A 25,230-nucleotide genomic window follows, 5' to 3' on the forward strand; every position below is an offset into this window, starting at 1 on the left:
AAATGCAATATATGCTCTATTATGCCAGAAATTATGCAGTTTTACTTGTTTATGAATCTTTTGGGGAGGTTATTCGTACATAATAAGTAAGAGAGGGTGATTGTTATGGGACAATTATTGCTAATAACGGCAATTGGATCACTTTTGATCACATTGTTATTAATGCCGTTATCAAAAAAAGTTCGCAATAAGGAGCTTTCATCAAAAACATTTACGAGCTTATTCATTACAACATTTATAATAAGTTTTATTTCAGTATTCTTAACAGTATATATTTCTAAAATCGATCTAAGCTGGACGATTTTTTTATACGTAATACCTGTTGTAGCGATTATCGGGGCAATATTTGCTGTTGGTAAGGAGCAAAAAATCAAATCGGCGATCGTGCTTATCAGTATTATTGGGATTGGTTATTTAGTGAGTGCGCCATTTTTAAATGCAGATGAAAAATTCAAGTCTTCAGAGATGAAGGAAGAGACGGAAATTTCGGCTTTTGATGAGACGAAAACACCGGCAAGTGTACCGCCGAAGTTTGTTAAAAATAAAATGAAAAAAGCGTTTGGGCAGGTGCCAAACACGAGCTACTATGAATTAGGAAATCTGCAAATTCAAAAAGTGAATGATCAGTATGTTTACATTGCACCTGTAGAGTTTTCAGGATTCTTTAAATGGTTTAACGGAAAAACAACACCTGGTTATTTCACGATGAGTGCAACTGACTCAAGCGATAATCCAAAGTTTGTGAATGCTGAAATGAGCTATGTTCCGTCTGCTTATTTAAATAAAAATCTGGAGCGTCATATCCGTCTTCAAAATCCGGCTTTAATTTTCTACGGGGATCCGCAGCTGGAAATTGATGAAAATGGTAAACCATTTTACATCCGTTCATACGGTGAATTTATTTCTGCCCGTAACGGCTTTGATGTAAAAGGGGTTGTACTTGTCGATGCGGAGACGGGTGCAACAGAAAAAATTGCAATTGCAGATGTACCGGCATTTATCGATGGTGCTGTATCACCGGAAGCGGTAAGTTTGCAAAACAGTTATTACGGTAACTACGTGCATGGTTTCTGGAACAGTCTTGTCGGCAAAAAGGATGTTAAACTGCCAAGTGATGAAGGTACGGAAGCAAATGTAAGCCCGATCTTTATGGAAGACGGAGAAATGTATTATTTCACTGATTTTACAAGTCCAAAAGAGGGCGTTGACTCGATGCTAGGTTATGCATTAACACATGCACGTACTGGTGAAGCAACGTACTATACAGGAAATCTGGAAGAGTCCTATATGGATTCACAAGGGGCTCTTGAAATTATTGAGAAAAAGTTCATCGAAAAAGAATGGGAAGGCGAAATGCCGATCCTTTACAACTTCTACGGTGAAGCAAGCTGGCTGTCAGCTGTACTTGATGCGAACGGATTCCTGCAAAATTATTTCATTGTGTCAGCGGCAAATCCTGAAATATCGGCATTTGGTACCACACCAAATGAAGCGTTAAGACTTTATAAAACAGCGCTAAGCCGTGGCGGAAGTACGGTAGACGGTACTTCGAATGCCGAAGAGGCAAAAGCGACGGTGAAAGTCGTGCGTGTTTATAAAGAACGTGTAGGTGATTTTACAATCGTATCGTTCCTGGCGAACACAGGTGAAAACTTCATCGTTTCTACAGAAGTTGCACCATTTGCAATCTATTTGCAAGAAGGTGACCAGGCAACGATTACGTATGCAAAAACAGGAGAAGATTTCCAACCTGTAAAAGCATTGCAGATTGAAGGGTTGAAATAAATAAAGAAATTTGGGCAGAAGTAGAAGTACCGTTGAAAAAGAAGGAAACCCTTATTAAGAAACGGCTATTTAAAATTGATTGGAATGGAGGGGAGGCGACTCCAGCGGGATTAGCGTGACGCCTGAGACTACAGGCTCAGGCCACGCCCGCGGAAAGCATCCGACCCGGAATGGAAATCAATTTTTAACGCTCAGCAAAAAAATGCTATTTTTCTCTCTCAGAGAGAAAAATAGCATTTTGGTTTTTATTAGCTTACTTCCAAGTAAAGCCTTGTGAAGCGAGGAAGTCTTTAATATGCGGACGGTTTTGTTCAACTAAGTAATCGGCCATTTGTTTCGTCCATGTTGCTGTCTTTTGATTCGAAGATCGGCTACTGTAGTAATCTTCCATAATCCCATCGTACTCATCTAGAAGGGCATCGTATTTAGCAACGTCATAGCCATTTTCATGCAATACTGCAGCTACCGGTAAACGCGGTTTTGTTTCATTGCGTTTTGTCGGTGTACCGATTGTCATCGCAAACAACGGGAAAACGTACTCCGGTAAATTGAACAGTTCACTGATTTCCTTAGGATTTGTACGGGCACCACCGATATAGCAAATGCCGTAACCCATTGATTCAGCTGCAATAACGAAGTTTTGGGCAAATAACGCAACATCTGCTACCCCTACAAGCACGTTTTCAGCCGTGTCAGCAGAAATATCAACCCCGTGCTTTTGACCAGCTACTTGCAAACGCTTAAAATCTACGCAAAACAGGAAAGAAGCACCCGCTGTTTTAAACTGAAATTCATTTTTAGACAGCTCCCCAAGCTTCGTTTTCTTTTCTTCATCCGTTACCCAAATGACACTGTATGCCTGTACGAAATGCGAACTTGCCGCCATTTGCGCTGTTTCGATTAAATCGATGACAGTTTCTTTTGAAATTTCCTCACCTGTATATTTACGAACAGATGTATGACTGCGTAATAATTCTTTTGTATTCACGTGAACATCTCCCTTTTATGTAATAAAACTTGATGGTGTATCCTTCAAGCTTATTTTAGTCAATATTTTACTTGAAGTCGATTATTAGCGTCTGTTCAATTCATAGGGATGGAATTTTTGCATATCGTTAAATACAGATAAGAGCAATCAGAATAGAAATCTGAAAATTTTAATTTTTTTGTGTTGACATATCGGATTAGTGTGTTTTATACTGAGACACAACGATGGAACACAAATCACATAACTCTTATCAAGAGCGGCGGAGGGAATAGGCCCTGAGATGCCCGGCAACCAGTAAGTGATGAACTGACTAAGGTGCTAATTCCTACAAAATGGACAAACATTTTGAAAGATAAGAGGAGGCAAACTTGCTCATGCGCAACCCTCTTCTTAACTGAAGAGGGTTTTTTTCATTTAAAAAATCCTCCTCAAAAACACCGATTTCACCATCGATTAAATTTTTGGGGGTAATAAAATGACAAATTTAAGACCAGAAACTTTATTATTACACGGGGGTCAAAAGCCAGACCCGGAAACAGGGGCGATCGCAGTTCCGGTTTACCGTACAACGGCCTATGCATTTAACGACACAGCTCATGCGCAACGTCTATTTGCATTACAGGAAACAGGCAATATTTATTCACGTATTATGAACCCGACAGTCGGGGCATTTGAAGAACGGGTTGCTTTATTAGAAGGGGGTACAGCTGCAGTAGGGCTTTCATCTGGCGCAGCAGCAGTAGCATTTTCTATTTTAAACGTTGCCGGTGCAGGGGATGAAATTGTTGCGGCAGGTTCACTTTACGGTGGGACTTACAATTTATTTGCAACTACATTGCCTCGCTACGGCATTACAGTGAAATTTGTGGATGAATCAGATCCTGCAAACTTCCAGGCGGCAATCACGGATAAAACGAAGGCAATCTTCGCTGAAATTATCGGAAATCCAAGCTTGAAAGTATTGGATATTGAAGCGGTAGCAAACATCGCCCATGACAACGGCCTTCCTTTATTAATCGACAGTACATTTGCTTCCCCATACGGAAGTAATCCGATTGAATTCGGTGCGGATGTTGTCATCCATTCTGCAACAAAGTGGATTGGCGGTCACGGGACGACGATCGGCGGGATTGTAGTGGATGCAGGCAAGTTCGACTGGACACAAGGAAGACATCCAGGATTTACAGAACCGGATACTTCTTACCATGGTCTACGCTATGGGATTGACACAGCAGGCGCTGCATTTGCGACAAAGCTTCGTGTTCAACTATTGCGTGATTTTGGTCCAACTCTATCTGCTGACGCAGCATTTAACTTCCTGCAAGGACTTGAAACGCTTCATTTGCGTATTGTCCGTCACAATGAAAATACACAGAAAGTTGCCGAGTATTTAAGAAACCACCCATTTGTGGAATACGTAAATTACAACGGCTTCGAAGATTTTGCAACGCATGATTTAGCGAAAAAATATTTGAAAAACGGTTTCGGATCTATCATTACATTCGGTATTAAAGGCGGACGTGAAGCAGGCCGCCAAGTAATCGATAACGTGGAATTGTTCTCTCATGTAGCAAACGTTGGGGATGCCCGTTCATTAATTATCCACCCTGCGAGCACAACGCACCAACAGTTATCTGCGGAAGAATTAAAAACTGCAGGCGTATCGGAAGAGCTCATTCGCTTATCGATCGGATTAGAAGCAGCAGAAGATATTATCGCGGATTTAGATCAGGCATTAGCGAAGGTTGCGGCTGAAGTTGGGATAGAAACAAACGCATAGTACTTTAGGAAAAAGGCTTTGCTTTTCCCATTCGAAAAGCTAAGCAATTTTTAGAAAATTAATTCCCACTATTTATATAAGTTTTATTGACAAAATTAATACCAAGTAATACAATTGGGATAATAAAATTACCGACCGGAAAAATTTAAAGTGATGTTCTAGCATCATTGGAAGAAAAGGAGTTGTTCAACATGGGGAAAGTATACAGTGCGCAAAACGTAGTAGCCTATATTATTTATGAACTTAATGACGTAAAGGAATTTGTGAACGCTTGCGCTATCCAGCGAATTTTGGCGGATGTGAATACGATGTGGCAGCATGTTTTTGGACACAGTGCTTTCTCAGAACAAGCTCATGATCTTGCCACAGTGGGTTATGTTGTAAAAGAAGTTGCCGAGGAATACAAAATTCATGGTACAGCCCATATTTTATCGCCAGCCAGAGAATGGTTTTTAAAATATGGTGAATTTCAGTTAGTAGAGCGCCCATACGCGGTCCCTGACTACTCGGCAAAAGAGGAAATCGTCATGACCAAAATTTTAACTGCCTATCGTTTACGGGCTTATAATGATATAAACGTGGCAGTTTAAAATAATTCCGGAACACTAGCGAGTCCCCTTGCTAGTGTTTTTTTATTTTGTGTACTGTGCAGGGTGTTTATTAGAAGAATGAAGACGGTTATTAGAAGAAGTTTTGGGGATATTAGAAGAAATGGTAATGTTATTGGAAGTTGGGGAATTTGGAGCTTGGGATTGCTATTTTCCGAGCGAAATACGGGTGCAGAAAACTGTGTTTACACTTTTATTAGAACAATGGTAAGGGATATTAGAAGAAATGGGAGCGATATTAGAAAATTGAACGAAGATATTAGCATAATGGTACTTCTGTCAATAAAACGGACAATAAAATAAGAGAGACTTTTTTGCTACCGCCCTTCGGTTGCTCTGCTCTTTCATGGGGGAAGGTTTCTGCGTAACCTTCCCCCATGAAAGACCTTAAGAGGGGGTTTACGAGACAGTTTAAGCAACGATTTGAAGCAGCTGTCTCTCATATTGGTTTGGCGATAGATATCCTAAGCTTGAATGCCTTCTTCGTTCGTTATAAAAGTACATAATATAGTTTTCCACTAATTTCTTTCCTTCTTGAATCGTCTCAATTGTTTGACGGTGAATTAACTCTTTTTTTATTGTTGAGTGAAAAGCTTCAATACACGCATTATCCCCCGGTGTACCTTTGCGACTCATACTAATTTTTGCCGCATGCTTTGTCAGTAGATCAGTATAGTGATCACTTGTATATTGCGCTCCTTGATCCGAATGGTGAATCCAACCTTTTGCTGGTTTACGTACACTTAAGGCGTGCTTCAATGCCTCTTCAATTAATGATGTTTCCATATGATCCGCCATCGCCCAGCCCACAATTCTACGAGAGCCTAAATCCATTAGAGTCGCTAGATATAACCAGCCTTCTTCTGTCCAAATATATGTAATGTCGCCAACCCATGCTTTATTAAGGGTTCCGACTTCAAACTTTCCACCCAGCACATTTTCATATTTCGTGTGGAGGGTAGCCTGTTGTTTCTTCCCGAATTTCGCTTTTGGAGGCGTTGCTTTAAGACCTAAATCACGCATCATATTGGCTATTTTCTTTTGTGAAACACTGTGCTGATCGGTTTTTAATTCTGCGTGAATACGAGGGCTCCCATAAACGCCGAGATTATGAATGAAGACTTGAAAAATTTGCTTGGCTAACGCCTGATCTTGAAGTTGCTTTTCCGTTAATGGCGCAGTCTCCCGCTTCAACCAGGCATAGTAACCACTTTTGGATACCTTTAATACTTTGCACATCTTCGCAATCGGAAATTCTCCTGCGTGTTCTTGAATAAACGCATAAATTACTCTTGGTTTTTCGCGAAGATGTGCATCGCCTTTTTTAGAATTTCATTTTCTTCTTTCAACGCATGCAATTCTTTTTGGAACTGCGCCTGCATTTTCTCATGATCTTTGGTTGTAATAAATTTAGATCCGTTTGAATTTTGCTTCTCTTGATCACGCAATATCTTCAACCATCTATGAATAGTGGATTCGCCGACTTCAAATTTACGTGACATTTCACGAACCTTTACGCCTTCCTCCTGAATCATCTTTATAATGTAATCTTGAGTTTCTTTTGGTAATCTAGTTCTTTTTTGTTTTTCCATTTCGACACGTCCTTTTTCTTAACTTAATCATAAGTCTCTCTTAATTCCGTGTCCATTTTTTATACTAACAGCCTAATGCAGCCCTATTTTAGAACATTAAACGATTATATTAGAATATCTCAGTTATATTAGAACAATTAAAAATATATTAGATGATTTCAGAATATATTAGAAGTTCCCGCAACACTCTTACCACCTGGCCCAAATACACTAAAAGACTGGAAATATTTACACCGTAGCCCCCAAATTAGCTCTTAAAAAATAAAATTTGGATGAATATTGACCGTTTACAGTAAACAAATGTCCTTCCAGGCGAGATTTTCCTTGTTTTCATGTATTATATAGGATAGAATTTTCTTTAAGATAAATTTTTTGAATTATTCGTTAATATATGTGTGTTAAGAATTTGGAGGAGAAAGGCAATGGCAACAATCAAGGCAGCGATCTTAGGATTTGGCACTGTAGGTCAGGGAATTTACCATATTTTAAATGAAAAGAGGCAGGAGCTTCGCGAAAAGCTAGGTGTTGAACTGGAGGTCGCGAAGATTTTAGTAACCGATGCAAGCAGTGAGCGCGTACCGGGCACAATGCATTTAATGACGGAATCAATGGATGACGTATTGGCGGAAAATGATCTGCAAGTAGTATTCGAAGCGATCGTAAATGAAGAGCCGGCATTCACTTACTTAAAGCGCGCTGTTGAGGCAAAATGTCATGTTGTTACAGCGAATAAAGTCATGCTTGCAAAACGGGGCGAAGAGCTTGAAGCATTGGCGAAAGTAAATGGTGTGTTCGTAGGCTACGAGGCAACGGTAGCAGGCGGAGTGCCGATTATTAAAACAATGAAAAATATTCTTCTTGTCAACGAAGTAAGCTGTGTTCAAGGAATTTTAAATGGAACGACAAATTATATTTTAACAAAGATGCGTGCGGAAGGCTGGAGCTTTGAACAGGCATTAAAAGAAGCGCAGCAATTAGGCTATGCAGAAGCCGATCCATTTAACGATGTATCGGGACAGGACGCATTTAAAAAGCTTATGATTTTATCAAGTCTTGCATTTGGGGAACAGCCAAATTGGGCAGATGTTGAAGTAATCGGCATCGATACAATCTCATCAGAGCAAGTAGCGGAAGCAACAGCGCAAGGTCTGCGTTATCGTCATGTGGCGGAAGTAGAAAAACTCGAAGACGGTACAATTCAGGCGAAAGTGGCACCACTACTAGTGAATAAGGAACATCCTCTTTATCCGGTAGATGATGTGTTCAATGCAGTGACGATGGAGACAAACTACATCGGAACATTATCTGTAATTGGGCCAGGAGCGGGGATGTATCCGACAGCAAGTGTAATGGTAGAGGATTATGCTGAAATTATCGGTAAACGTGCGGGGTTTACAGTAACAATATAAATAAGAAAGATTAAAAAAGAAGCGAACTCGATGAACGAATTCGCTTCTTTTCTTTTAATGAATTTAGACAATCTCGCATCGGGGATAACTTTAATGGAAGATGTGGTCTCCGTCCAGGTCAAAGCGCCAACTCCTCGCATCATTGGGCCTCAAGCATAAGTGGTGAAGCGTTTAATTTTGCTTGAGGGCCCTCCAATGACTGACGGAATTAAACGGGCGCTTTAACATTTTTGTTCTTAGTCTTCATCTTTTATATCGACATCTTCGGGAATTGGCGTATTCCTCCAGATCTCGATCTCTTCTTTGATTCGTTCGAGTTGCTGATGGTATGTTTCAAATTGCGCACTATTAATTAAAAAGTGTTCACCATCATGCACTGCTTTAATGCGACCGGCATAAATGTACTGTAAAACCTGATGTTCAGGCATGCCTATATCTGCTGCAGTTTGTTCTACCGTTTTATACATCATGATGCCTCCTTTTTAGTTTTAGTTAACCTTATTATAAAACGATTTTAATAAAACTTCATCTCGAATAGACTTACAACGTATGATAGCATAATTAATATAATTAAATGAGGTGTGGGACGTGAATATTTTACCGTATCTGTTTGTGCTGCTGGCCGCAATGCTATGGGGGACGGTCGGGACAACGCAAACCTTTTTATCGGAAGGGGTTTCTTCCTTTGCGGTAGCGGGTGTAAGGTCTGGTATTGGCGGCGGAGTGTTGCTGCTTGCGGTTTTGGCCATGCGGAGAATTTCTTTTCGTAACTGGTCATGGAAGTGGACCATTTTAGCTGCGATCGCGATTGCTTTATTCCAAAGCCTGTTCTTCACATCTGTCCGATTTACAGGGGTTGCAGTAGGGACGGTTGTGACAATCGGTAGTGCGCCTGTATTTGCGGGGTTCATCGAGTGGATCTTTTGGAAAGTGCGGCCAACCCTTGTATGGGCAATTGCGACAGTACTTGCTATTGTCGGCTGCCTGCTGTTGTTTATGAATCAAGGTGAGACGGCGATCAATCCACTTGGCATTGGGTTAGCACTGGCAGCAGGTTCCATGTTTGCGCTTTATACAAATGTGAGCAAGCAGCTGATGAAACGGGAAGAGACATTGCCTGCTGTTGCAATGACTTTTTCCATTTGTGCCTTATTATTGTTGCCGCTCGCAGCGAAAGACGGTTTTGGCTGGCTGAAAGAAGGCGTGAATATTTGGCCGATTCTTTTTATGGCACTTGCTGCTACAAGTTTGGCATACATACTATTTTTAGGCGGCTTAAAGAAAATCAGTTCTTCAGCTGCAGTCACATTGAGTCTAGCCGAACCTTTGACAGCCGCATTACTCGGAGTGTTTTTAGTAGGGGAACATTTAACATTTGTTGCATGGATCGGTGTTAGTTTATTATTAGGTGGAATAGTTGTGCTAACATTCGGCACAAAGCAAGCTGCTTCATAGGAGGCAGCTTTTTTATTGGCATAATTAAGCGTTGAAAGTAGAACAAATCGCATTTATAGTGAAATCTCTTTTAATTTAGATAAGAAATCTTAAGAATTTCTTCAGATTTACAGTAGTGAGATGTTAAGAAATGGGCTTTATTATAAACTTATAAGAAAAAGTTGGCTCTTCATTAAATAGTGGAAATCAACCGCTTGCTATGATGGAGAACAAGAAAGTTGTGAGGTGAGCAAGTTGAATCAGCTGACGGTGCTTGTAACAGATGACGATCAGGACATCCGGGACGGCATAGAAATTTATTTGAAAAATGAAGGCTACCGGGTATTAAAAGCGGCAGACGGGCTTGAGGCAATCGAACTGCTTGAACAAAATGAAGTACACTGCATTATTTTAGACATTATGATGCCGAATATGGATGGGATTACCGCTACATTCAAAATTCGTGCAGAACGCAATATCCCGATTATTATGCTCAGTGCAAAGGCGGAACAAACCGATAAGATCCACGGGCTTTCGGTAGGGGCGGACGATTATATTACAAAGCCGTTCCACCCGCTTGAACTGATGGCACGCGTGAAGTCGCAGCTAAGACGCTATGTAAATCTCGGCACGGCAGGGGAATCCGTTCCTCTTGTGGAAGGGCTTGAGCTGGATGCTGCGGCGCGGGAAATCCGTGTGGACGGAACTCCTGTAAAGCTGACACCGACCGAATATAAAATAACCGAGCTTCTACTAAAGAATGCGGGGCGTGTCTATTCCATCAGCGATATTTATGAGCTCGTCTGGAATGAACCCGCTTATAATGCCGAAAATATTGTTGCAGTGCATATCCGCAAAATCCGAGAAAAAATTGAAGCCGATCCGAAAAACCCCCGTTATTTAAAAGTAGTGTGGGGATTAGGTTATAAAATTGAAAAGTAAAATTCTCTCTTGGGTTGGAGCACTCGGCGCAGCATTTGGTTTTTACTTTCTCGGGACGTATTTTATCGACTATTTGACTGGGCGTTTTGTGCCTTTAGTAAAGCAATTCCTATATTTTTTATCTTCATTCAGCGGAAAACAACCATTTTTGTAAGTGGGTAAGGAATACTTGTTTTATTTGATGCAGCGGGTACTTCAATAGCCTGCTGGAATGAAGATATGCCCCCGGCGGATGTCACAGATTTTCAAAGGAAAGGATGTCAGCCTAAAAACGTCGCGTCGTGCGACAAAGGCTGACTGACCCACGTCCTGTGGGCCTAACTCAAAAAAATCTGGACAAAATTACGCCGAGGCGTAATTGATCATTAAGTGAGGAGGAAGAAAAATGAAAAACAATAAATTATACCTCCAGCTTTTTCTTATATTTGTAGTAGTAACGGCTGTCAGTTTAATTTTTACTAATGGCGGTCGTTATATAGGTAAAACCTTTTATGAATCGCAAAATTATAACAACGAGGCAGAGAACTTAGTATACGAGTTCTCGCAATATGTGTTTAACACGCCGATGGAAAAGGATTTTGAAGGAGCTTTAACAGTCTCGGGTGAGGAAATTGAGGCTTACCGCACATATTACGGCTCCCTTGCTGAGCAAATTCAAAATATTAAAGAGCAGTACGTAGACGAAATAAATGCAACACAAGATAAGGAAGTGATCGAGGCAATTGAACAAGACCGTGATGCCAAAATTGCCGACATTAAGAAAAACTTTGAAGATGATGAGTATGTAAAAGAAAAAATTCTAGCAATTAAGAAAAAAGCGATTCAGCAGAAGCTTAAAGAAATTGAAAGAGAAAAGAAAGCAGTTTTGAGCAAATACGATCACTTTGCTTATGAATTTAAAGATAAGAAAACCGGTGAAGTTTACCGTAATGGCGATATTAGTGAAAATAGTGTCTTTAAAAAAACGGTCAACAATGTAGGGAAAAACCTCTCAGGTCTCTATCCGCTTAATTATTATGAGTATGATAGCATGGGGGTTCTGCAAGATAGCTACACACTCGAGCAGGATTTATCGGATATTTCGGGTGTTGTAACAGTCCCGGCAAGTTGGATTGAAAACAATCATAGCAATGAAAAAAGTGCATTTATCATTACGAAATATGTTTATTATGGCATTATTCTTGCAGGGATTATCAGTTTTGTTTTATTGATGACGTCTTTAAAACCGACGCTTGAACAATTCAATCGCCAGTTCCAGCTACGTGAACTATTTGAACGTTTACCGATTGATATTCGATTTGTCATATACCTTATTGCAACATACTTCGCGTTTATATGTAGCGGTGCCTTTACAAGATCCATCCAGGGGCTAATCTATTACTTTACGGCTAATCGTTCCGACCTTCTTCTGAATTTCATCGTAACCGGTGTTATCAGTTTTGCGTTTATTGCAGCGGTCGTCTTTATGGTTGTCTCCATATGGGTAAGTTTAAAAGGGCAGCGGGATCTGGAAAAAATCTGGCCGGAAACATTTGCGTCGAAGTTTGTAGATGGTGCGATTTCAATGTTTGAAAATCGTTCGATCGGGTTGCAGTCTTTCATATTGCTTGTTGTTGTTTTCCTTGGCGGTTTTGGATTTGCTGTTGTTGTGGCATCAGCAAGTTTCGGTGTTTTCCTGTTCTATATGTTTTTATTTGTAGTGTTCTTCATTCCGGCGCTCTTCATTTTTATGCGTCGTATGGGCTACCTGAACCGTATTATGCAGCATACTGAAAACATGGCGCATGGCCGACTTACAAAGGATTTGAAAGTGAAAGGGAATTCGCCTTTAGCGAGACATGCCGAAAATTTAAATGGCCTTCGTGAAGGTGTCCGTAACAGTATGAATGAACAGGCAAAAAGTGAGAAGATGAAAACAGAGCTGATTACGAATGTCAGCCATGATTTGCGTACACCGCTCACATCGATTATTACGTATACGGATTTACTGAAAAATCCATCGATCACAGAGGAAGAGCGAAAAAAATATATCGAGATTTTAGATACGAAATCGAATCGTTTAAAAACATTAATTGAAGACTTATTTGAAGTATCGAAAATGGCAAGCGGCAATGTTGAAATTTCGAAACAGCGAATCGACTTAGCACAACTGTTGCAGCAGGCGGTCGGTGAGCATGGAGAAGACTTTGCAGCAGCCAATTTGGAATTACGTATCAATATCGCGGAGCAGCCGATTTATGCACATGTGGATGGGCAAAAGTGGTGGCGTGTAATTGATAACTTAATTATTAACGCAAGAAAATATTCGTTGGAAGGCACACGTGTTTACGTCAATTTGAAGTCGCATGAAGGCAATGCGGAATTGACTGTAAAAAATGTGGCGAAATACGAGCTGAACGAGGAAGCATCCCAATTAATCGAGCGTTTCAAACGCGCCGATACATCGCGTCATACAGAAGGCTCAGGACTAGGGCTGGCGATTGCACAGTCAATAGTTGATTTGCATGACGGACAATTGGACATCGCAGTTGATGGGGATCTGTTTAAAGTGACAGTTAGTATACCAACGGATAAATAATGAATGATGATTGCAGCAAGGATTGTGTGCCTTGCTGCAATTTTTTGTTTTGGTGCTGTGCGCTGCGTAGTTGGCGGGATTTATTAGAAGAAAAATGTTTTTATTAGAAGAAGTGTATCGGATATTTGAAGATTCGGACCGGTTATTTGAAAATTTCGCGCAAATATTAGAAAACTAGGCGAGGATATTAGAAAGTCCCGGTTTTATTAGAATAAGTGACCATCTTATTGGAAGAAAACCGAATTTATTAGAAAACCGACAAACCTCACCGCACACGATAATTTTATTGACTAACGCCATCTGCTCAAAATATAGTAAAATAGCACATTGTAGAGGTCATAATAAGTTAGGAGCAACACGACGATGCGTATACTTTTAGGCATACTGGCATTAGTGATATATAGTGGCTTTACATTTTATCTTGGCTGGAATTTTAGAGCATGGCTGTTGTCGATTCATCAGTTTCGCTGGCCGATTGTTTATTGGACAGTGCTGTTTCTCGTTTCATACGGATATTTTATAGGGAAGCTCCATCCACTGTTAACGCCATTCTCGGTGCTCGGCAGCTATTGGATGTTCTTTTTGCAGTACGGGCTCATCCTATGTATCATTGCAAACGTAATCATCAAGTTTACACCGCTTACAACAAGAATGGTCGGTACAGGGGTTGTCGGTTTACTGATCGTTTTATTGATTGCAGGTACATATTTTGCCTATTCTCCGGTCATTCGAAATGCCACGATTAAAATTGATAAGCCTGGAGACGATATACGTATTGTTATGGCATCGGATTTCCATCTTGGAACACTGTCAGGCAAAAGACATTTGGATAAGTTTGTTGCACTTTCAAACGAACAAAATCCCGATTTAGTGCTTCTCCCGGGTGATATTGTCGATGATAGTCCAAAGCGCTTTGTCGAAAAAGATATGGGCGAAGTGATGAAAAAATTAAAGGCGACATATGGTGTATACGGAGTACTGGGAAACCACGAATATTACGGTAACGAAATTCCGGAATTTAAGAAGGAAATGGCTGAGGCGAATGTTAAAGTTTTAATGGATGAAACAATTCTGGTGGCGAATCGTTTTTATTTAACAGGGCGGGAAGATGCGACAAATGCGAACCGCTTAGCTTTAAAAGAGATGCAGCCTGCAGATGGAAACCTGCCTTGGTTTGTCATGAACCATACACCGCTGGACTTGGATGAGCCAGCCCGTTTAGGTGTGGATTTTCATGTTTCCGGGCATACGCATCGCGGTCAAATGTGGCCAAACCATCTCATAACAGAAAGAGTTTTTGAGTTGGATTACGGTCTTCTTGAAAAAGAGCAGTTACATGCGCTTGTTTCGAGTGGCTTTGGTTTTTGGGGGCCTCCGACACGTATCGGCAGTCGCTCCGAATTATGGGTTATAGATGTAAAATTTAGCGAATAAGATTGCAAAAAGGGGAACGGAAAAATGGAATGGATTGAGCTTTTAAAAGCTTTAATTTTAGGGTTTGTCGAAGGGATGACCGAATTTGCGCCTGTTTCTTCAACAGGACATATGATTATTGTTGATGATATGTGGCTGCAAACAAAGGAATTTTTAGGATCCGGCTCGGCAAATACATTTAAAATCGTAATTCAGCTTGGATCGATATTGGCGGTTGTTTTCGTTATGTGGAAACGATTACTGAGTTTAGTTGGGTTATATAAATTAGAAGGCCAGAAAAAAACGCGTTTTAATCTGGGACATGTAATAGTCGGGATTATTCCTGCTGGTATTTTTGGTGTACTGTTTGAAGATTTTATCGATGAAAATTTATTCAGTATCAAAACCGTAATTATAGGATTGATTATCGGAGCGATCTTTATGATTATTGCCGATAAGTTTGGACCGGAAAAACCGTCAATTACATCGCTTGATGATATTTCGTACGGTAAAGCATTGAAAGTAGGGTTTATCCAATGTCTATCGCTTTGGCCAGGGTTTTCACGCTCAGGCTCAACGATTTCAGGCGGGGTACTGTTAGGGTTGGACCATAAAACAGCTGCGGACTTTACATTCATAATGGCCGTGCCGATTATGGCGGGGGCAAGCGGGTTGTCGCTTGTAAAAAACTGGGATCAAATTAACGCCGATCACTTTTGGTTTTATGTAGTCGGTTTTGTGAGCGCATTCGTATTTGCACTTATTTCGATTAAGTTCTTCCTGAAACTTATTTCTAAAGTAAAATTAACGCCATTCGCGATTTACCGAATTGTGCTGGCACTAATCTTAATTATCGTTTTAGCTGTTTAACAAGGAAAAGGAGCTGTCCGGAATTATCATCCGGGACTGCTCCTTTTTTGTGCTTATTTATTGAACAGATCAAATAATCCGCCGATGCCGCCTTCACCTGCGTCTTTACCGCCACCACCTTGTGAAACTGGTGCTGCAGCAAACACACGGCTTGCCAGACGGCTGAATGGCAATGATTGTACCCAAACCGTACCAGGACCGGAAAGCGTTGCAAAGAATAAACCTTCTCCACCGAATAAAGCCGTTTTAATGCCGCTTACCATTTCGATATCGTAATTTACATCTTGTGTCATCGCGACTAAACAGCCTGTATCAATGCGCAATGTTTCACCCGGCTGAAGTTTGCGTTCATAAATTGTACCGCCTGCATGTACAAAAGCCATACCGTCTCCTTCAAGCTTTTGCATAATGAATCCTTCACCACCAAAGAATCCCGTACCTAATTTTCTCTGGAATTCTACGCCAACCGATACACCTTTCGCCGCAGCTAAGAATGCATCTTTTTGACAGATGATTTTGCCGTCCAATTCGCTTAAGTTCATTGGGATGATTTTACCTGGATATGGAGAAGCGAAATACACTTTACGCTTACCCATGCCATTGTTAGTGAATGTCGTCATGAATAAGCTTTCACCTGTAATTAAACGTTTTCCTGCGCCAAGTAATTTCCCCATCAATCCGGAGCCCTGATTTGCCGAGCCATCACCGAAAACGGTTTCCATCTCAATTTGATCTTCCATCATCATTAAACTTCCTGCTTCCGCCACAACTGTTTCCTGCGGATCAAGCTCTACCTCTACAAACTGCATATCATCGCCGTGTAAGACGTAGTCGATTTCATGATTTTTCATTTTTATGTCTCCTTATTCAATTTAATATTTACAATAATAGATACGCTTGAAGATTCCAAAAGTTTCAAAAAGACGAAAATAATATTTGTCACCGAATAATATTATTCTGTTATTCTTTTTGAGGAAAAAAAGGAATAAAGTAGAGAATGTCGAATTATTAAGAGGTAAATGAGAATTTGTGAGGTGGAGAAATGAAGCTGTTAAATTTTATTGGTGGAGAATGGATAGAAGATGATTCATTGCAAACGATGCCTGTGATTAATCCTGCAAATGGTGAACAGTTAGGAACGATACCACTTTCGACAAAATTCCAAGTCGAACTCGCTGCACAAAAGGCGAAAGCGGCTCAAAAAGAATGGGCGCTGGTCCCTGCACCAAAACGTGCGGAGTATTTATATGAAATTGCTTTTAAATTGAAAGAAAAGAAAGAACATCTTGCGCAAGTATTAACGAAGGAAATGGGCAAGGTCATTGAAGAAGCGCGTGGAGAAGTACAAGAAGGAATTGATATGGCACTTTATATGGCAGCGGAAGGTAGACGTTTATTCGGAGAAACGGTCCCGTCGGAATTGCCGAATAAGTTTGCGATGAGTGTACGCGCACCGATTGGGGTGGCAGGACTTATTACGCCATGGAATTTCCCGATTGCAATTGCGACCTGGAAGTCTTTCCCTGCGCTTGTTGCAGGTAATACGGTTGTATGGAAGCCTTCCAACGAAACACCTTTTATGGCTTACGAGCTTGCAAAAATATTTGAGGAGGTCGGCTTGCCGCCTGGTGTCGTCAATGTTGTATTTGGTTCAGGTCCTACAGTCGGAACAGCGATTGTCGAGCATCCGGACATCCGTGTCATTTCCTTTACGGGGTCAACAACGACAGGCAGCAAAGTAGCCGAGCTTGGCGGAAAACATCTGAAAAAAGTTTCGCTTGAAATGGGCGGGAAAAACGCGGTCATTGTAATGGACGATGCTGATCTCGACTTGGCGCTGGAAGGCATTTTGTGGAGCGCATTTGGAACGGCAGGACAGCGCTGTACCGCATGCAGCCGTGTAATTGTGCATAAAAATGTAAAACAGGAGTTGGAAAACCGTCTTGTGGAAGCAACAAAGCAGCTGACAATCGGAGACGGGTTGGATCCTTCCGTTAAAGTAGGACCTGTCATCAATAAGGCTGCACTGGAGAAAATCAATCATTATGTACAGATCGGTAAGCAGCAAGGTGCAAATTTGCTGATTGGCGGAGAAATTTTATCTGAAGGCGAATTGGCAAAAGGCTATTACTATGCCCCGACCATTTTTACCGATGTGGAAGCATCAAGCATTCTTGCACAAGAGGAAATTTTCGGTCCTGTCATTAGTATGATTGAAGTCAGCAGTTTGGAAGAGGCCATTGAAGTGAATAACGGTGTAAAGTTTGGCTTATCAAGTTCGATTTTCTCACAAGATGTCAATAAAATCTTCAGAGCACAGCAGTTGCTTGATACAGGGATTGTCTATGTAAATGCCGGAACAACAGGCGCGGAAATTCACTTGCCGTTTGGCGGTACGAAAGGTACAGGAAATGGTCATCGCGATTCAGGTCAGGCAGCACTTGATGTGTATACGGAGTGGAAGAGTGTTTATGTAGACTACAGCGGCAAATTGCAACGTGCCCAAATCGATAATAACGCTTGATGATTCTTTATTTCGAATCATCGCATCTCAAAATTCTGGACGCAATCACGCATGATGCGTAATTGACTTAATAAAAAAGGGGATGTTTACATGAAAGTAGTAGTGTTAGGTGCAGGATTGATGGGGAAAGAAGTAGCGCGCGATTTAGTCCAAAGTGAAGATGTGAAAAAGATTTTTTTAGCAGATGTTTCAACAGGTCCTGCAAAGGAATTCGTCAATACATTGAATACAGATAAAGTTGAAGTAGTCCAGCTTGATGCAGAAGATGACAAGGCATTGCGTGATGTCATCAGCCGCGGTGATGTAGTTGTGAATGCGCTGTTCTATAAATTCAATAAACGTGTTGCCCAAGCGGCAATTGAGACAGGGGTACATTCAGTAGATTTAGGTGGCCACATTGGCGGAATTACAGAATCTATTTTTGAGCTGCACGGCCAGGCAGTCGATAATGGCGTGACGATTATTCCGGATTTAGGTGTAGCACCTGGAATGATCAATATTTTGACAGGTTATGGGGCGACAAAGTTTGATTCTGTCGATTCGATCAAACTTTATGTAGGTGGTATTCCAACAACGCCACAACCTCCATTGCATTATATTCGTGTGTTCTCGTTGGATGGGGTATTTGACCACTATACAGAGCCTTCGAAAATGATCCAAAAAGGTGTGCTTACAGAGGTCGAGTCTTTAACAGGATTGGAGCCGATCTACTTTGACGAGTTCGGAGTATTAGAGGCATTCTACACGTCAGGCGGAATATCAACTTTATATAAAACATTCCCTCATGTGAAAACACTCGAATACAAGACGATTCGCTACAAAGGTCATGCGGAGCAGTTTAAATTGCTTGCTGATTTAGGTTTCCTTGATAAAAATAATACTGTTGAAGCTGGCGGTCGTGAAGTAAATGTCCGGGAAGTAACAAGGGAAGTATTACAGAAGAAACTGGATATCGGTGATAATATCGATGCAGTGTTATTACGTGCAATTATTTCAGGAGAAAAGTCGGAAGAGCAAATTACGTATGAATATGAAATGGTCGTACGAAAAGATACAGATCAAAACGTGACGGCGATGGCCCGCGCAACAGCAAATACGATTTCAATCGTGGCTCAAATGGTAGGCAAGGGGCTGATTGGGGAGCGCGGTGTATTTGCACCGGAAACGGTTGTGCCAGGTCGTGAGTTTATTCAGGAAATGGCAAAGCGTGGTGTTGATATTAAAGAAACATCACACCGTTCATCTATGATTGTAAAGTGGTAGGAGTGAAGGAATGAACTTCGATTTTACGGAAGAACAGACACTTTTACGCAAAACTGTAAGGCAATTCGTTGATGCGGAAATTATCCCCTATATTGCGGAATGGGACGCGGGCGGCGGTTTTGATACGAGGTTATGGAAGCGACTTGCCGAACTGGGTTTGATGGGAGTTTGTGTACCGGAGAGCTACGGCGGAGCAGGGATGGATTATAATTCCCTTGCAATTGTGTGCGAGGAGCTGGAGCGCGGGGATACGGCATTTCGTACGGCCGTTTCTGTTCATACTGGCTTAAATAGTATGACTCTCATGCAATGGGGAACAGAAGAGCAGAAGGAAAAATACTTGCTGCCCCAGGCAAAGGGTGAGAAAATCGGCGCATTCGGTCTGACAGAACCTGGTGCCGGATCGGATGTTGCGGCGATGAGTTCATTTGCGAAGCGTGATGGGGACCACTATATTTTAAACGGCCAAAAAACATGGATTTCCTTATGTGATATCGCAGATCATTTCCTTGTATTTGCTTATACAGATAAGGAAAAATCGCATCACGGTATTTCCGCTTTTATCGTCGAGCGTGAATGGGCTGGTTTTAGCTCAAAGGCGATAAAGGAGAAATACGGTATTCGTGCAGGCAATACAGGTGAACTGTTCTTTGAGGATGTCAAAATACCGGCAGAAAACTTGCTTGGTAAAGAAGGAGAAGGGTTTAAAATTGCAATGTCCGCACTGGATAACGGCCGTTTTACTGTTGCTGCAGGCGCGGTCGGCTTAATTCAGGCGTGTATAGAAGCGAGCGTAAAATACTGCAAAAAACGCGAAACTTTCGGCAAGCCGATTGGTGAGCATCAACTAGTCGGTCAGATGCTCGCAAAAATGGAAGCCGGCTACGAAATGAGTCGCCTGCTCGTGTATCGCGCAGGAGAGCTGAAAAATAAAGGCGTGCGCAACACTAGGGAAACATCACTCGCCAAATGGCAAGCGTGCGACTTTGCAAATAAAGCTGCGGATGATGCGGTACAAATCCATGGGGCATACGGTTATTCCGATGAATATCCGGTAGCCCGCTATTTACGGAATTCCAAAGCACCGGTCATTTATGAAGGGACACGCGAAATCCATACTCTAATGCAGGCAGATTATGTGCTTGGCAAACGTGCGGATAAGAAATTACGCTGTATGCTGCCAGGCTGGCCATTTGAATAATTTGATGAGGCGAAAGGTTATAGTCACCTTTCGCTTTTTTGATTTGCGAGCGCGGAACTGGTGGTCAGGCTGTTTTGGATAGGGCCTGGCGAATACCGTTTAGAAATTGGCTAATAAATTTTCAACTACTTATTGTGAATGTGTAGCAATAAGTGTCTGAAAAACCGAAGAAGCAGGCGAATAAATTATTGCACTTCGCCTTTGGAAATTCATGTTAATATTATAATAATTATTTAATTAATCTGATTTTTAAGGAGAATGATAAATGGCAATAATTCGTACAATGCACGCTGAGGACATTCCACAAGTCCAGGATGTGGCAAGAAAATCTTGGAACGCTACATATGAGGGGATCATTCCTATGGAAATCCAGGAAAAGTTCCTAAATACGGCCTACAATGATGAAAGAATGAAACAGCGATTGGAACGTTCTCATCTTTTTGTAGCTGAAATCGACAGCAATATTGTAGGGTTCGCGAATTTCTCTCCTGTTAATGATGAAGGGAAAGCCGAACTAGGGGCAATTTACCTTTATCCTGAATACCAGGGAAATGGGGTTGGCTCGGCTTTATTGCAAAAAGGAATCAATGAACTGGACGGCGTAAAGGGGATTTATGTAAATGTTGAAAAGGACAATAAAATTGGCAAGAGCTTTTATGACGCAAAAGGCTTTCAAATGCTGAAAGAGTTTGATGATGTTTTTGAGGGATATACGTTAAAAACAGTACGAATGGTTTTAAGTGTATAGCTTTGTCAGTAAAATCCAAGAGGAGAAATTTATATGAATACTGAAGTCCAAAAACTTTACAATGCACTGATTGATGCCTGGAATAGAAGAGATGCCAAAGGAATGTCTGATCAATTTGCAGAACAGGGAGTTCAAATTGGATTTGATGGCAGTAAGCTAATTGGCAAAGCGGAAATTTTAGCCCATCTTACACCTATTTTTGAAGAGCATCCAACCGCTCCTTTTATAACGAAAGTAAAAGATGTACGGTCGCTAGGAACAGATGCGGCTATTCTCCATGCGATTGCGGGAATGATTCCTTCTGGAAAATCCGATATTGAGCCTGCCGTGAACGCCCATCAAACAATGGTCGCTGTGAAAAAGAACACCGGCTGGCAGGTGGAGTTATTTCAAAATACCCCTGCACAGTTTCATGGAAGACCGGAACTAGTGGAAAAAATGACGAAAGAATTAAGACAGTTGCTTTAGTTTCAGTGGAGAGTGATAGAAATGGTTAACTGGAAAAATAGTAAGGGAATGCTGGCTACAGTCGTGTTATGTGGGGTAGTTTGGTTTGCCCATCCGGCGCAAGACCGGGTAAACGAATTGGAAGATCAAATTAGCGCGCAATACATGTATGCGAACTTTCTCTTAAGAGATACCGCTATAGATTTTCTTGAATATGACTTCAGTGAACCTTTAACAGATGAAAATATAGAAGATTTCAATAAACTTGTTAAACAATTTATAGATGTAACGGACCTGTTTTTCAGCGCAGGTACTGTACATTCCGAATGGCGGGAAAGGTTAGATGATGCGAAATTCTATTTTATGGATTATGCGAATGGTTCACCAATTTCGGAAGAAGAGGCTGCAGATATGTACCAAGTACTGAAGGCTACCCGGTATATTTGTATGGATTTTAGGGATTATGATAATCGCAGTGACTTCTATGACGCAATGCATTCGGAAAATCACGAAATGGTAGAACAAGTGAAAAAACGATTAGCTTGGAAATATGAAAACCAGGACGAATAACTTTGAAAATAGGCGATCTCGCAGGAGCTGGGCAGGTGCTATAACTTTGTCGTTACAGTGAAAAGCCGAGCGAATTCTATAATAGCGCTTGAGGCAGGCTTTAATAAAATAACAGAGTATCTTTCGACATTTAGAGTAAAAAGAGTAGGCTTAGTATACTGAGCCTACTCTTTTTAATTTATGAAGTAAATTTGCATGCGAAGTTATAAATAAGCTGAAAGAGCGAATGCTAAATAAAGTATAAATGACTAAAAGAAGTGCAAATTATGATTCTATATATGGAGATAGCGATAGGTTATACGAACCGAATTTTGATATTTCAGTATATTTTTTGAGGTATGAATTTAATATATCGGAAAAATTTAGTATTCTAGGAATAATATATGGGAAGAGGAGGCGTATCGAAGATGAAGAAACTCGGCTATCTATTTTTTGCAGTATCTATCAATTTAACGCTTGCTGCATGTGCGGACCAAACAAAGGAAGAAAATGAAGTGAGAACTACAAGTGCGGATGAGAGTGATTGGTCCTATGAGGAATTGACGGGGCCAGAATATTGGGATGAACTAGATCCCGGTAACTTAGCTTGTGCAAATGGAAGCGAACAATCGCCGATTAATGTTGAATTGCCACAAGTAAAAGCAGAGAAAAAATTAAATGAAAATGAGATATACTATGAGCCGACAGAATTTACAGTCGAAAACAATGGCCATACAATTCAGGCAAATGCGACAACAGATAGCAATCTTCTAGTTATTGAAGGAAATGAGTACAAGCTTTTACAATTCCATTTTCATACGCCAAGTGAGCACCAGTTTAATAGCCAAAACTTTGATATGGAGCTGCATTTAGTACATAGTGACAAAAATGGGAATCTAGCTGTGCTTGGCATAATGATTCAAAATGGGAAGAAAAATGAACTTTTAGCCGGTATGTGGAATGAATTACCAAAAGAAGAATCAATTAAAGATATTTCTGAAAAGTATTTAATTGATTTAAAAGCTTTATTGCCTAAAAATCAGACTTCTTATGAATATGAGGGTTCATTAACAACACCGCCTTGTACAGAAGAAGTGAAATGGATGGTTTTTGAACAGCCGATTGAAATGTCAAGAGCGCAAATACAAGCATTCCAGAAAATTATTCCGCACAATCGTCGTCCTGTTCAACCGATAAACGAACGTGAAATTATTAAAAACAAGGAATAAGAATTGATTTAAAAAGTAATGATAAGTTATAACGTTGTTTAAATATCACTTAAAGACATTATTATGAAGTTTGAGAAAAGGAGGATATGAATGAACAAAAAGATTTTCCTGGGTACGGTTATTGTTGTGATTGTCATCGCGGTTTTCGGGGTTCTTGAGTTCATAGGTTTTACTCCTATTACCGCCTCCGAAGAGTCAGCCGCTGATGACCGTATTGTGGTGTCCAAAGTACCTGAATACTATGCAGAAGAATTTGGAACATGGGCTTCAAAAGTAAACACGATGCTATCGGAACCGTTTGATGATCCAAGATTGAAAGAAGCGAAATATGATATAGGTTTCGAATATTACTTGAAGGCACAAGAAGCTCTTAAAGAATTTCCATATCCATTGATTCCATTAGGCGATGACATCCATAATGACTATAATAATCTGGTTCTTCTTTCGGGCTACATCAATCATTATCAGTTTGCACGCACCGGTCATTTGGGACCTAACGGTGAAGCAAAAGAAGCAACTGAACTTGCAGATCAGTGGAAACCGGCTGATGCGAATATGCACCAAGCCTTCAAATTTCTAAAACAGATGGTGAATGATTTGGATATTGCATTCAACCATAAAGGAGAAGGAAAAGTATTTGGGGTGACGTATTTATTGAGTGGCGAAAAGGTTTCCCAAATAGATGAACTTATGAAAGGAAATTATAGTGAAGCCAACTAAAATGCTAAAAGTCACGAATGATGCTGCTCAAATTCGTGACTTTTCTTATGTATAACTTCACATAAATTATAGCGGATTCCTTTTATTTACTGTATAATTATCTCGAATTCAAGATAAGTTATTTCAATGATGGAAGGGTGATTCAGAGTGATTTTACATAATCCTGCTACTAATCGTTTTACAGCAAAAAATGAATGGCAAGAAACACACTTTAGTTTTTCATTTGGTCCGTATTATGATGAAGAAAATATTCGATTTGGTCCATTGCGTGTTTTGAATGATGATATCGTGAAGCCGAACAAGGGGTTTGGAATTCATCCTCACAGGGATGCAGAAATTGTATCGATTGTATTAAAAGGGCAGTTAAAGCATGAAGATAATTTAGGGAATGTAGGAACACTTCAATACGGTAACGTGCAAAGAATGACAGCTGGTACGGGGGTGCTGCATTCTGAGGTAAATCCAACAGAAGATGAGGATACTCACTTTTTACAACTATGGATTTTGCCAAATCAGAAGCAGTTAACACCATCATATGAAGATATTACATTTGACCCTGACAAATTAAAAAATGAACTGTTACCAGTCGTTTCTCATAATGCAGGGGAAAATGTAGCTTTGATTCATCAGGATGTTACGTTATACCTTTCAAAAATTGATGCTGAAAAGGAAATTCGATTCCAGCAAAAAGAAGGACGTAAAATATATGTATTTGCTATCGAAGGAGAAGTTTCTCTTAATGATGGTGTTACACTTCAAAGACGTGATGATGCACGAATCACCGACATCCATTCGTTAACAATACACGCAAAAAAAGACGCATTTATACTTTTAATCGATCTACCTGGAGGTGAAGGGTAGATGTTATATGTACGTCATACTGTCGGCAGCAGACTATTTTGCGAAACTACAGAATATGAGATTAAACCAGTTGAAAACAGCTGGGAAATTTCATTTAAAGTTGATCAAGAAACCGCCAATACGTTATTGAAATTCCGAGACGAACTCAATATTTTTTATGTAGAAGAAAACAACCAAAATCAAAAAACATGGTTCTATTCATCAGAAGGGGATGTACGTTTCGTAGAGGATGAAGGTAAGTATATAATCTTGGCTGATCGTAAGACTGTTTACCCGGTGTAATCGTAAA

Annotated in this window: 24 protein-coding genes and 1 riboswitch; of the genes, 19 read left to right on the top strand and 5 right to left on the bottom strand. The window is 40.6% G+C overall.

Annotated elements, in window-relative coordinates:
- Positions 1-105 precede the first annotated feature (105 nt).
- Complete coding sequence (locus MKZ25_RS01665; protein ID WP_340799854.1) at positions 106-1,785, top strand: hypothetical protein; 1,680 nt, start codon at positions 106-108, stop codon at positions 1,783-1,785.
- Positions 1,786-2,038: 253 nt separating this feature from the next.
- Here MKZ25_RS01665 and nfsA read toward each other — a convergent pair whose 3' ends face one another.
- Entirely contained in the window at positions 2,039-2,773 is a 735-nt protein-coding gene (gene nfsA / locus MKZ25_RS01670; RefSeq protein ID WP_340799855.1) for an oxygen-insensitive NADPH nitroreductase, read from the bottom strand.
- A 244-nt stretch (positions 2,774-3,017) separates the two neighbouring features.
- A riboswitch (SAM riboswitch) is annotated at positions 3,018-3,132 on the top strand.
- Between the two features lie 116 nt (positions 3,133-3,248).
- On the opposite strand from nfsA, the gene MKZ25_RS01675 reads away from it, so the two are divergent.
- Positions 3,249-4,553 carry an O-acetylhomoserine aminocarboxypropyltransferase/cysteine synthase family protein gene (locus MKZ25_RS01675; RefSeq protein WP_340799856.1) on the top strand — a complete coding sequence of 435 codons (1,305 nt, stop codon included), beginning with the start codon at positions 3,249-3,251 and terminating at the stop codon, positions 4,551-4,553.
- Positions 4,554-4,744: 191 nt separating this feature from the next.
- On the top strand, positions 4,745-5,143 hold the full coding sequence (locus tag MKZ25_RS01680) for a hypothetical protein (protein ID WP_340799857.1): 399 nt from the start codon (positions 4,745-4,747) through the stop codon (positions 5,141-5,143).
- Positions 5,144-5,572: 429 nt separating this feature from the next.
- Here the strand turns inward: MKZ25_RS01680 and MKZ25_RS01685 are convergent, their stop codons facing one another.
- On the bottom strand, positions 5,573-6,448 hold the full coding sequence (locus MKZ25_RS01685; RefSeq protein WP_340802950.1) for an IS3 family transposase: 876 nt from the start codon (positions 6,446-6,448) through the stop codon (positions 5,573-5,575).
- Positions 6,448-6,753 (bottom strand): transposase, encoded by a 306-nt coding sequence (locus tag MKZ25_RS01690; RefSeq protein ID WP_340799858.1) that lies wholly within the window; start codon positions 6,751-6,753, stop codon positions 6,448-6,450. Before MKZ25_RS01690 ends, MKZ25_RS01685 begins: the two co-directional genes overlap by 1 nt.
- A 422-nt stretch (positions 6,754-7,175) precedes the next feature.
- Here MKZ25_RS01690 and MKZ25_RS01695 point away from each other — a divergent pair, with 422 nt between their 5' ends.
- On the top strand, positions 7,176-8,162 hold the full coding sequence (locus MKZ25_RS01695) for a homoserine dehydrogenase (RefSeq protein WP_340799859.1): 987 nt from the start codon (positions 7,176-7,178) through the stop codon (positions 8,160-8,162).
- 236 nt (positions 8,163-8,398) lie between these two features.
- Here the strand turns inward: MKZ25_RS01695 and MKZ25_RS01700 are convergent, their stop codons facing one another.
- Positions 8,399-8,629: a DNA-binding protein gene (locus MKZ25_RS01700; RefSeq protein WP_339197188.1), complete on the bottom strand. Its 231-nt coding sequence runs from the start codon at positions 8,627-8,629 to the stop codon at positions 8,399-8,401.
- A 121-nt stretch (positions 8,630-8,750) separates the two neighbouring features.
- Between MKZ25_RS01700 and MKZ25_RS01705 the strand changes: the two genes are divergently transcribed.
- The 5 genes from MKZ25_RS01705 (at position 8,751) to MKZ25_RS01725 (ending at position 15,399) form a co-directional block, all read left to right on the top strand.
- Complete coding sequence (locus MKZ25_RS01705; RefSeq protein ID WP_340799860.1) at positions 8,751-9,617, top strand: DMT family transporter; 867 nt, start codon at positions 8,751-8,753, stop codon at positions 9,615-9,617.
- Positions 9,618-9,851: 234 nt separating this feature from the next.
- Complete coding sequence (locus tag MKZ25_RS01710) at positions 9,852-10,538, top strand: response regulator transcription factor (RefSeq protein WP_340802951.1); 687 nt, start codon at positions 9,852-9,854, stop codon at positions 10,536-10,538.
- A gap of 385 nt (positions 10,539-10,923) precedes the next feature.
- A complete protein-coding gene (locus tag MKZ25_RS01715) occupies positions 10,924-13,116 on the top strand; it encodes a histidine kinase dimerization/phospho-acceptor domain-containing protein (RefSeq protein ID WP_340799861.1) in 2,193 nt (730 codons plus the stop codon).
- Between the two features lie 363 nt (positions 13,117-13,479).
- Positions 13,480-14,550 (top strand): metallophosphoesterase, encoded by a 1,071-nt coding sequence (locus tag MKZ25_RS01720; protein WP_340799862.1) that lies wholly within the window; start codon positions 13,480-13,482, stop codon positions 14,548-14,550.
- A 24-nt stretch (positions 14,551-14,574) separates the two neighbouring features.
- Complete coding sequence (locus tag MKZ25_RS01725) at positions 14,575-15,399, top strand: undecaprenyl-diphosphate phosphatase (RefSeq protein WP_340799863.1); 825 nt, start codon at positions 14,575-14,577, stop codon at positions 15,397-15,399.
- Positions 15,400-15,452: 53 nt separating this feature from the next.
- Here the strand turns inward: MKZ25_RS01725 and MKZ25_RS01730 are convergent, their stop codons facing one another.
- Positions 15,453-16,250, bottom strand: coding sequence for a TIGR00266 family protein (locus MKZ25_RS01730; protein ID WP_340799864.1), 798 nt, complete (start codon positions 16,248-16,250; stop codon positions 15,453-15,455).
- Between the two features lie 191 nt (positions 16,251-16,441).
- Between MKZ25_RS01730 and MKZ25_RS01735 the strand changes: the two genes are divergently transcribed.
- The 10 genes from MKZ25_RS01735 to MKZ25_RS01780 all read left to right on the top strand — a co-directional run bounded on the left by MKZ25_RS01735 (position 16,442) and on the right by MKZ25_RS01780 (position 25,223).
- Entirely contained in the window at positions 16,442-17,923 is a 1,482-nt protein-coding gene (locus tag MKZ25_RS01735) for an aldehyde dehydrogenase family protein (protein WP_340799865.1), read from the top strand.
- Positions 17,924-18,013: 90 nt separating this feature from the next.
- Entirely contained in the window at positions 18,014-19,186 is a 1,173-nt protein-coding gene (locus MKZ25_RS01740; RefSeq protein ID WP_340799866.1) for a saccharopine dehydrogenase family protein, read from the top strand.
- Between the two features lie 10 nt (positions 19,187-19,196).
- Positions 19,197-20,387, top strand: coding sequence for an acyl-CoA dehydrogenase family protein (locus MKZ25_RS01745; RefSeq protein ID WP_340799867.1), 1,191 nt, complete (start codon positions 19,197-19,199; stop codon positions 20,385-20,387).
- 265 nt (positions 20,388-20,652) lie between these two features.
- Positions 20,653-21,135, top strand: coding sequence for a GNAT family N-acetyltransferase (locus MKZ25_RS01750; RefSeq protein ID WP_340799868.1), 483 nt, complete (start codon positions 20,653-20,655; stop codon positions 21,133-21,135).
- A 33-nt stretch (positions 21,136-21,168) separates the two neighbouring features.
- Positions 21,169-21,603, top strand: a complete 435-nt coding sequence (locus MKZ25_RS01755) for an SgcJ/EcaC family oxidoreductase (RefSeq protein ID WP_340799869.1) — start codon at positions 21,169-21,171, stop codon at positions 21,601-21,603.
- Positions 21,604-21,624: 21 nt separating this feature from the next.
- The gene (locus MKZ25_RS01760; protein ID WP_340799870.1) at positions 21,625-22,152 is read left to right on the top strand and encodes a hypothetical protein; all 528 of its coding nucleotides are present in this window, start codon (positions 21,625-21,627) and stop codon (positions 22,150-22,152) included.
- Between the two features lie 407 nt (positions 22,153-22,559).
- Entirely contained in the window at positions 22,560-23,360 is an 801-nt protein-coding gene (locus tag MKZ25_RS01765) for a carbonic anhydrase (RefSeq protein ID WP_340799871.1), read from the top strand.
- 90 nt (positions 23,361-23,450) lie between these two features.
- A complete protein-coding gene (locus tag MKZ25_RS01770; RefSeq protein WP_340799872.1) occupies positions 23,451-24,080 on the top strand; it encodes a hypothetical protein in 630 nt (209 codons plus the stop codon).
- 147 nt (positions 24,081-24,227) lie between these two features.
- A complete protein-coding gene (locus MKZ25_RS01775) occupies positions 24,228-24,941 on the top strand; it encodes a pirin family protein (protein ID WP_340799873.1) in 714 nt (237 codons plus the stop codon).
- Positions 24,942-25,223, top strand: coding sequence for a hypothetical protein (locus tag MKZ25_RS01780; protein ID WP_340799874.1), 282 nt, complete (start codon positions 24,942-24,944; stop codon positions 25,221-25,223).
- Positions 25,224-25,230 lie beyond the last annotated feature (7 nt).

Origin of the sequence: Solibacillus sp. FSL W7-1464, assembly GCF_038004425.1 — a bacterium.
Taxonomy (GTDB): domain Bacteria; phylum Bacillota; class Bacilli; order Bacillales_A; family Planococcaceae; genus Solibacillus.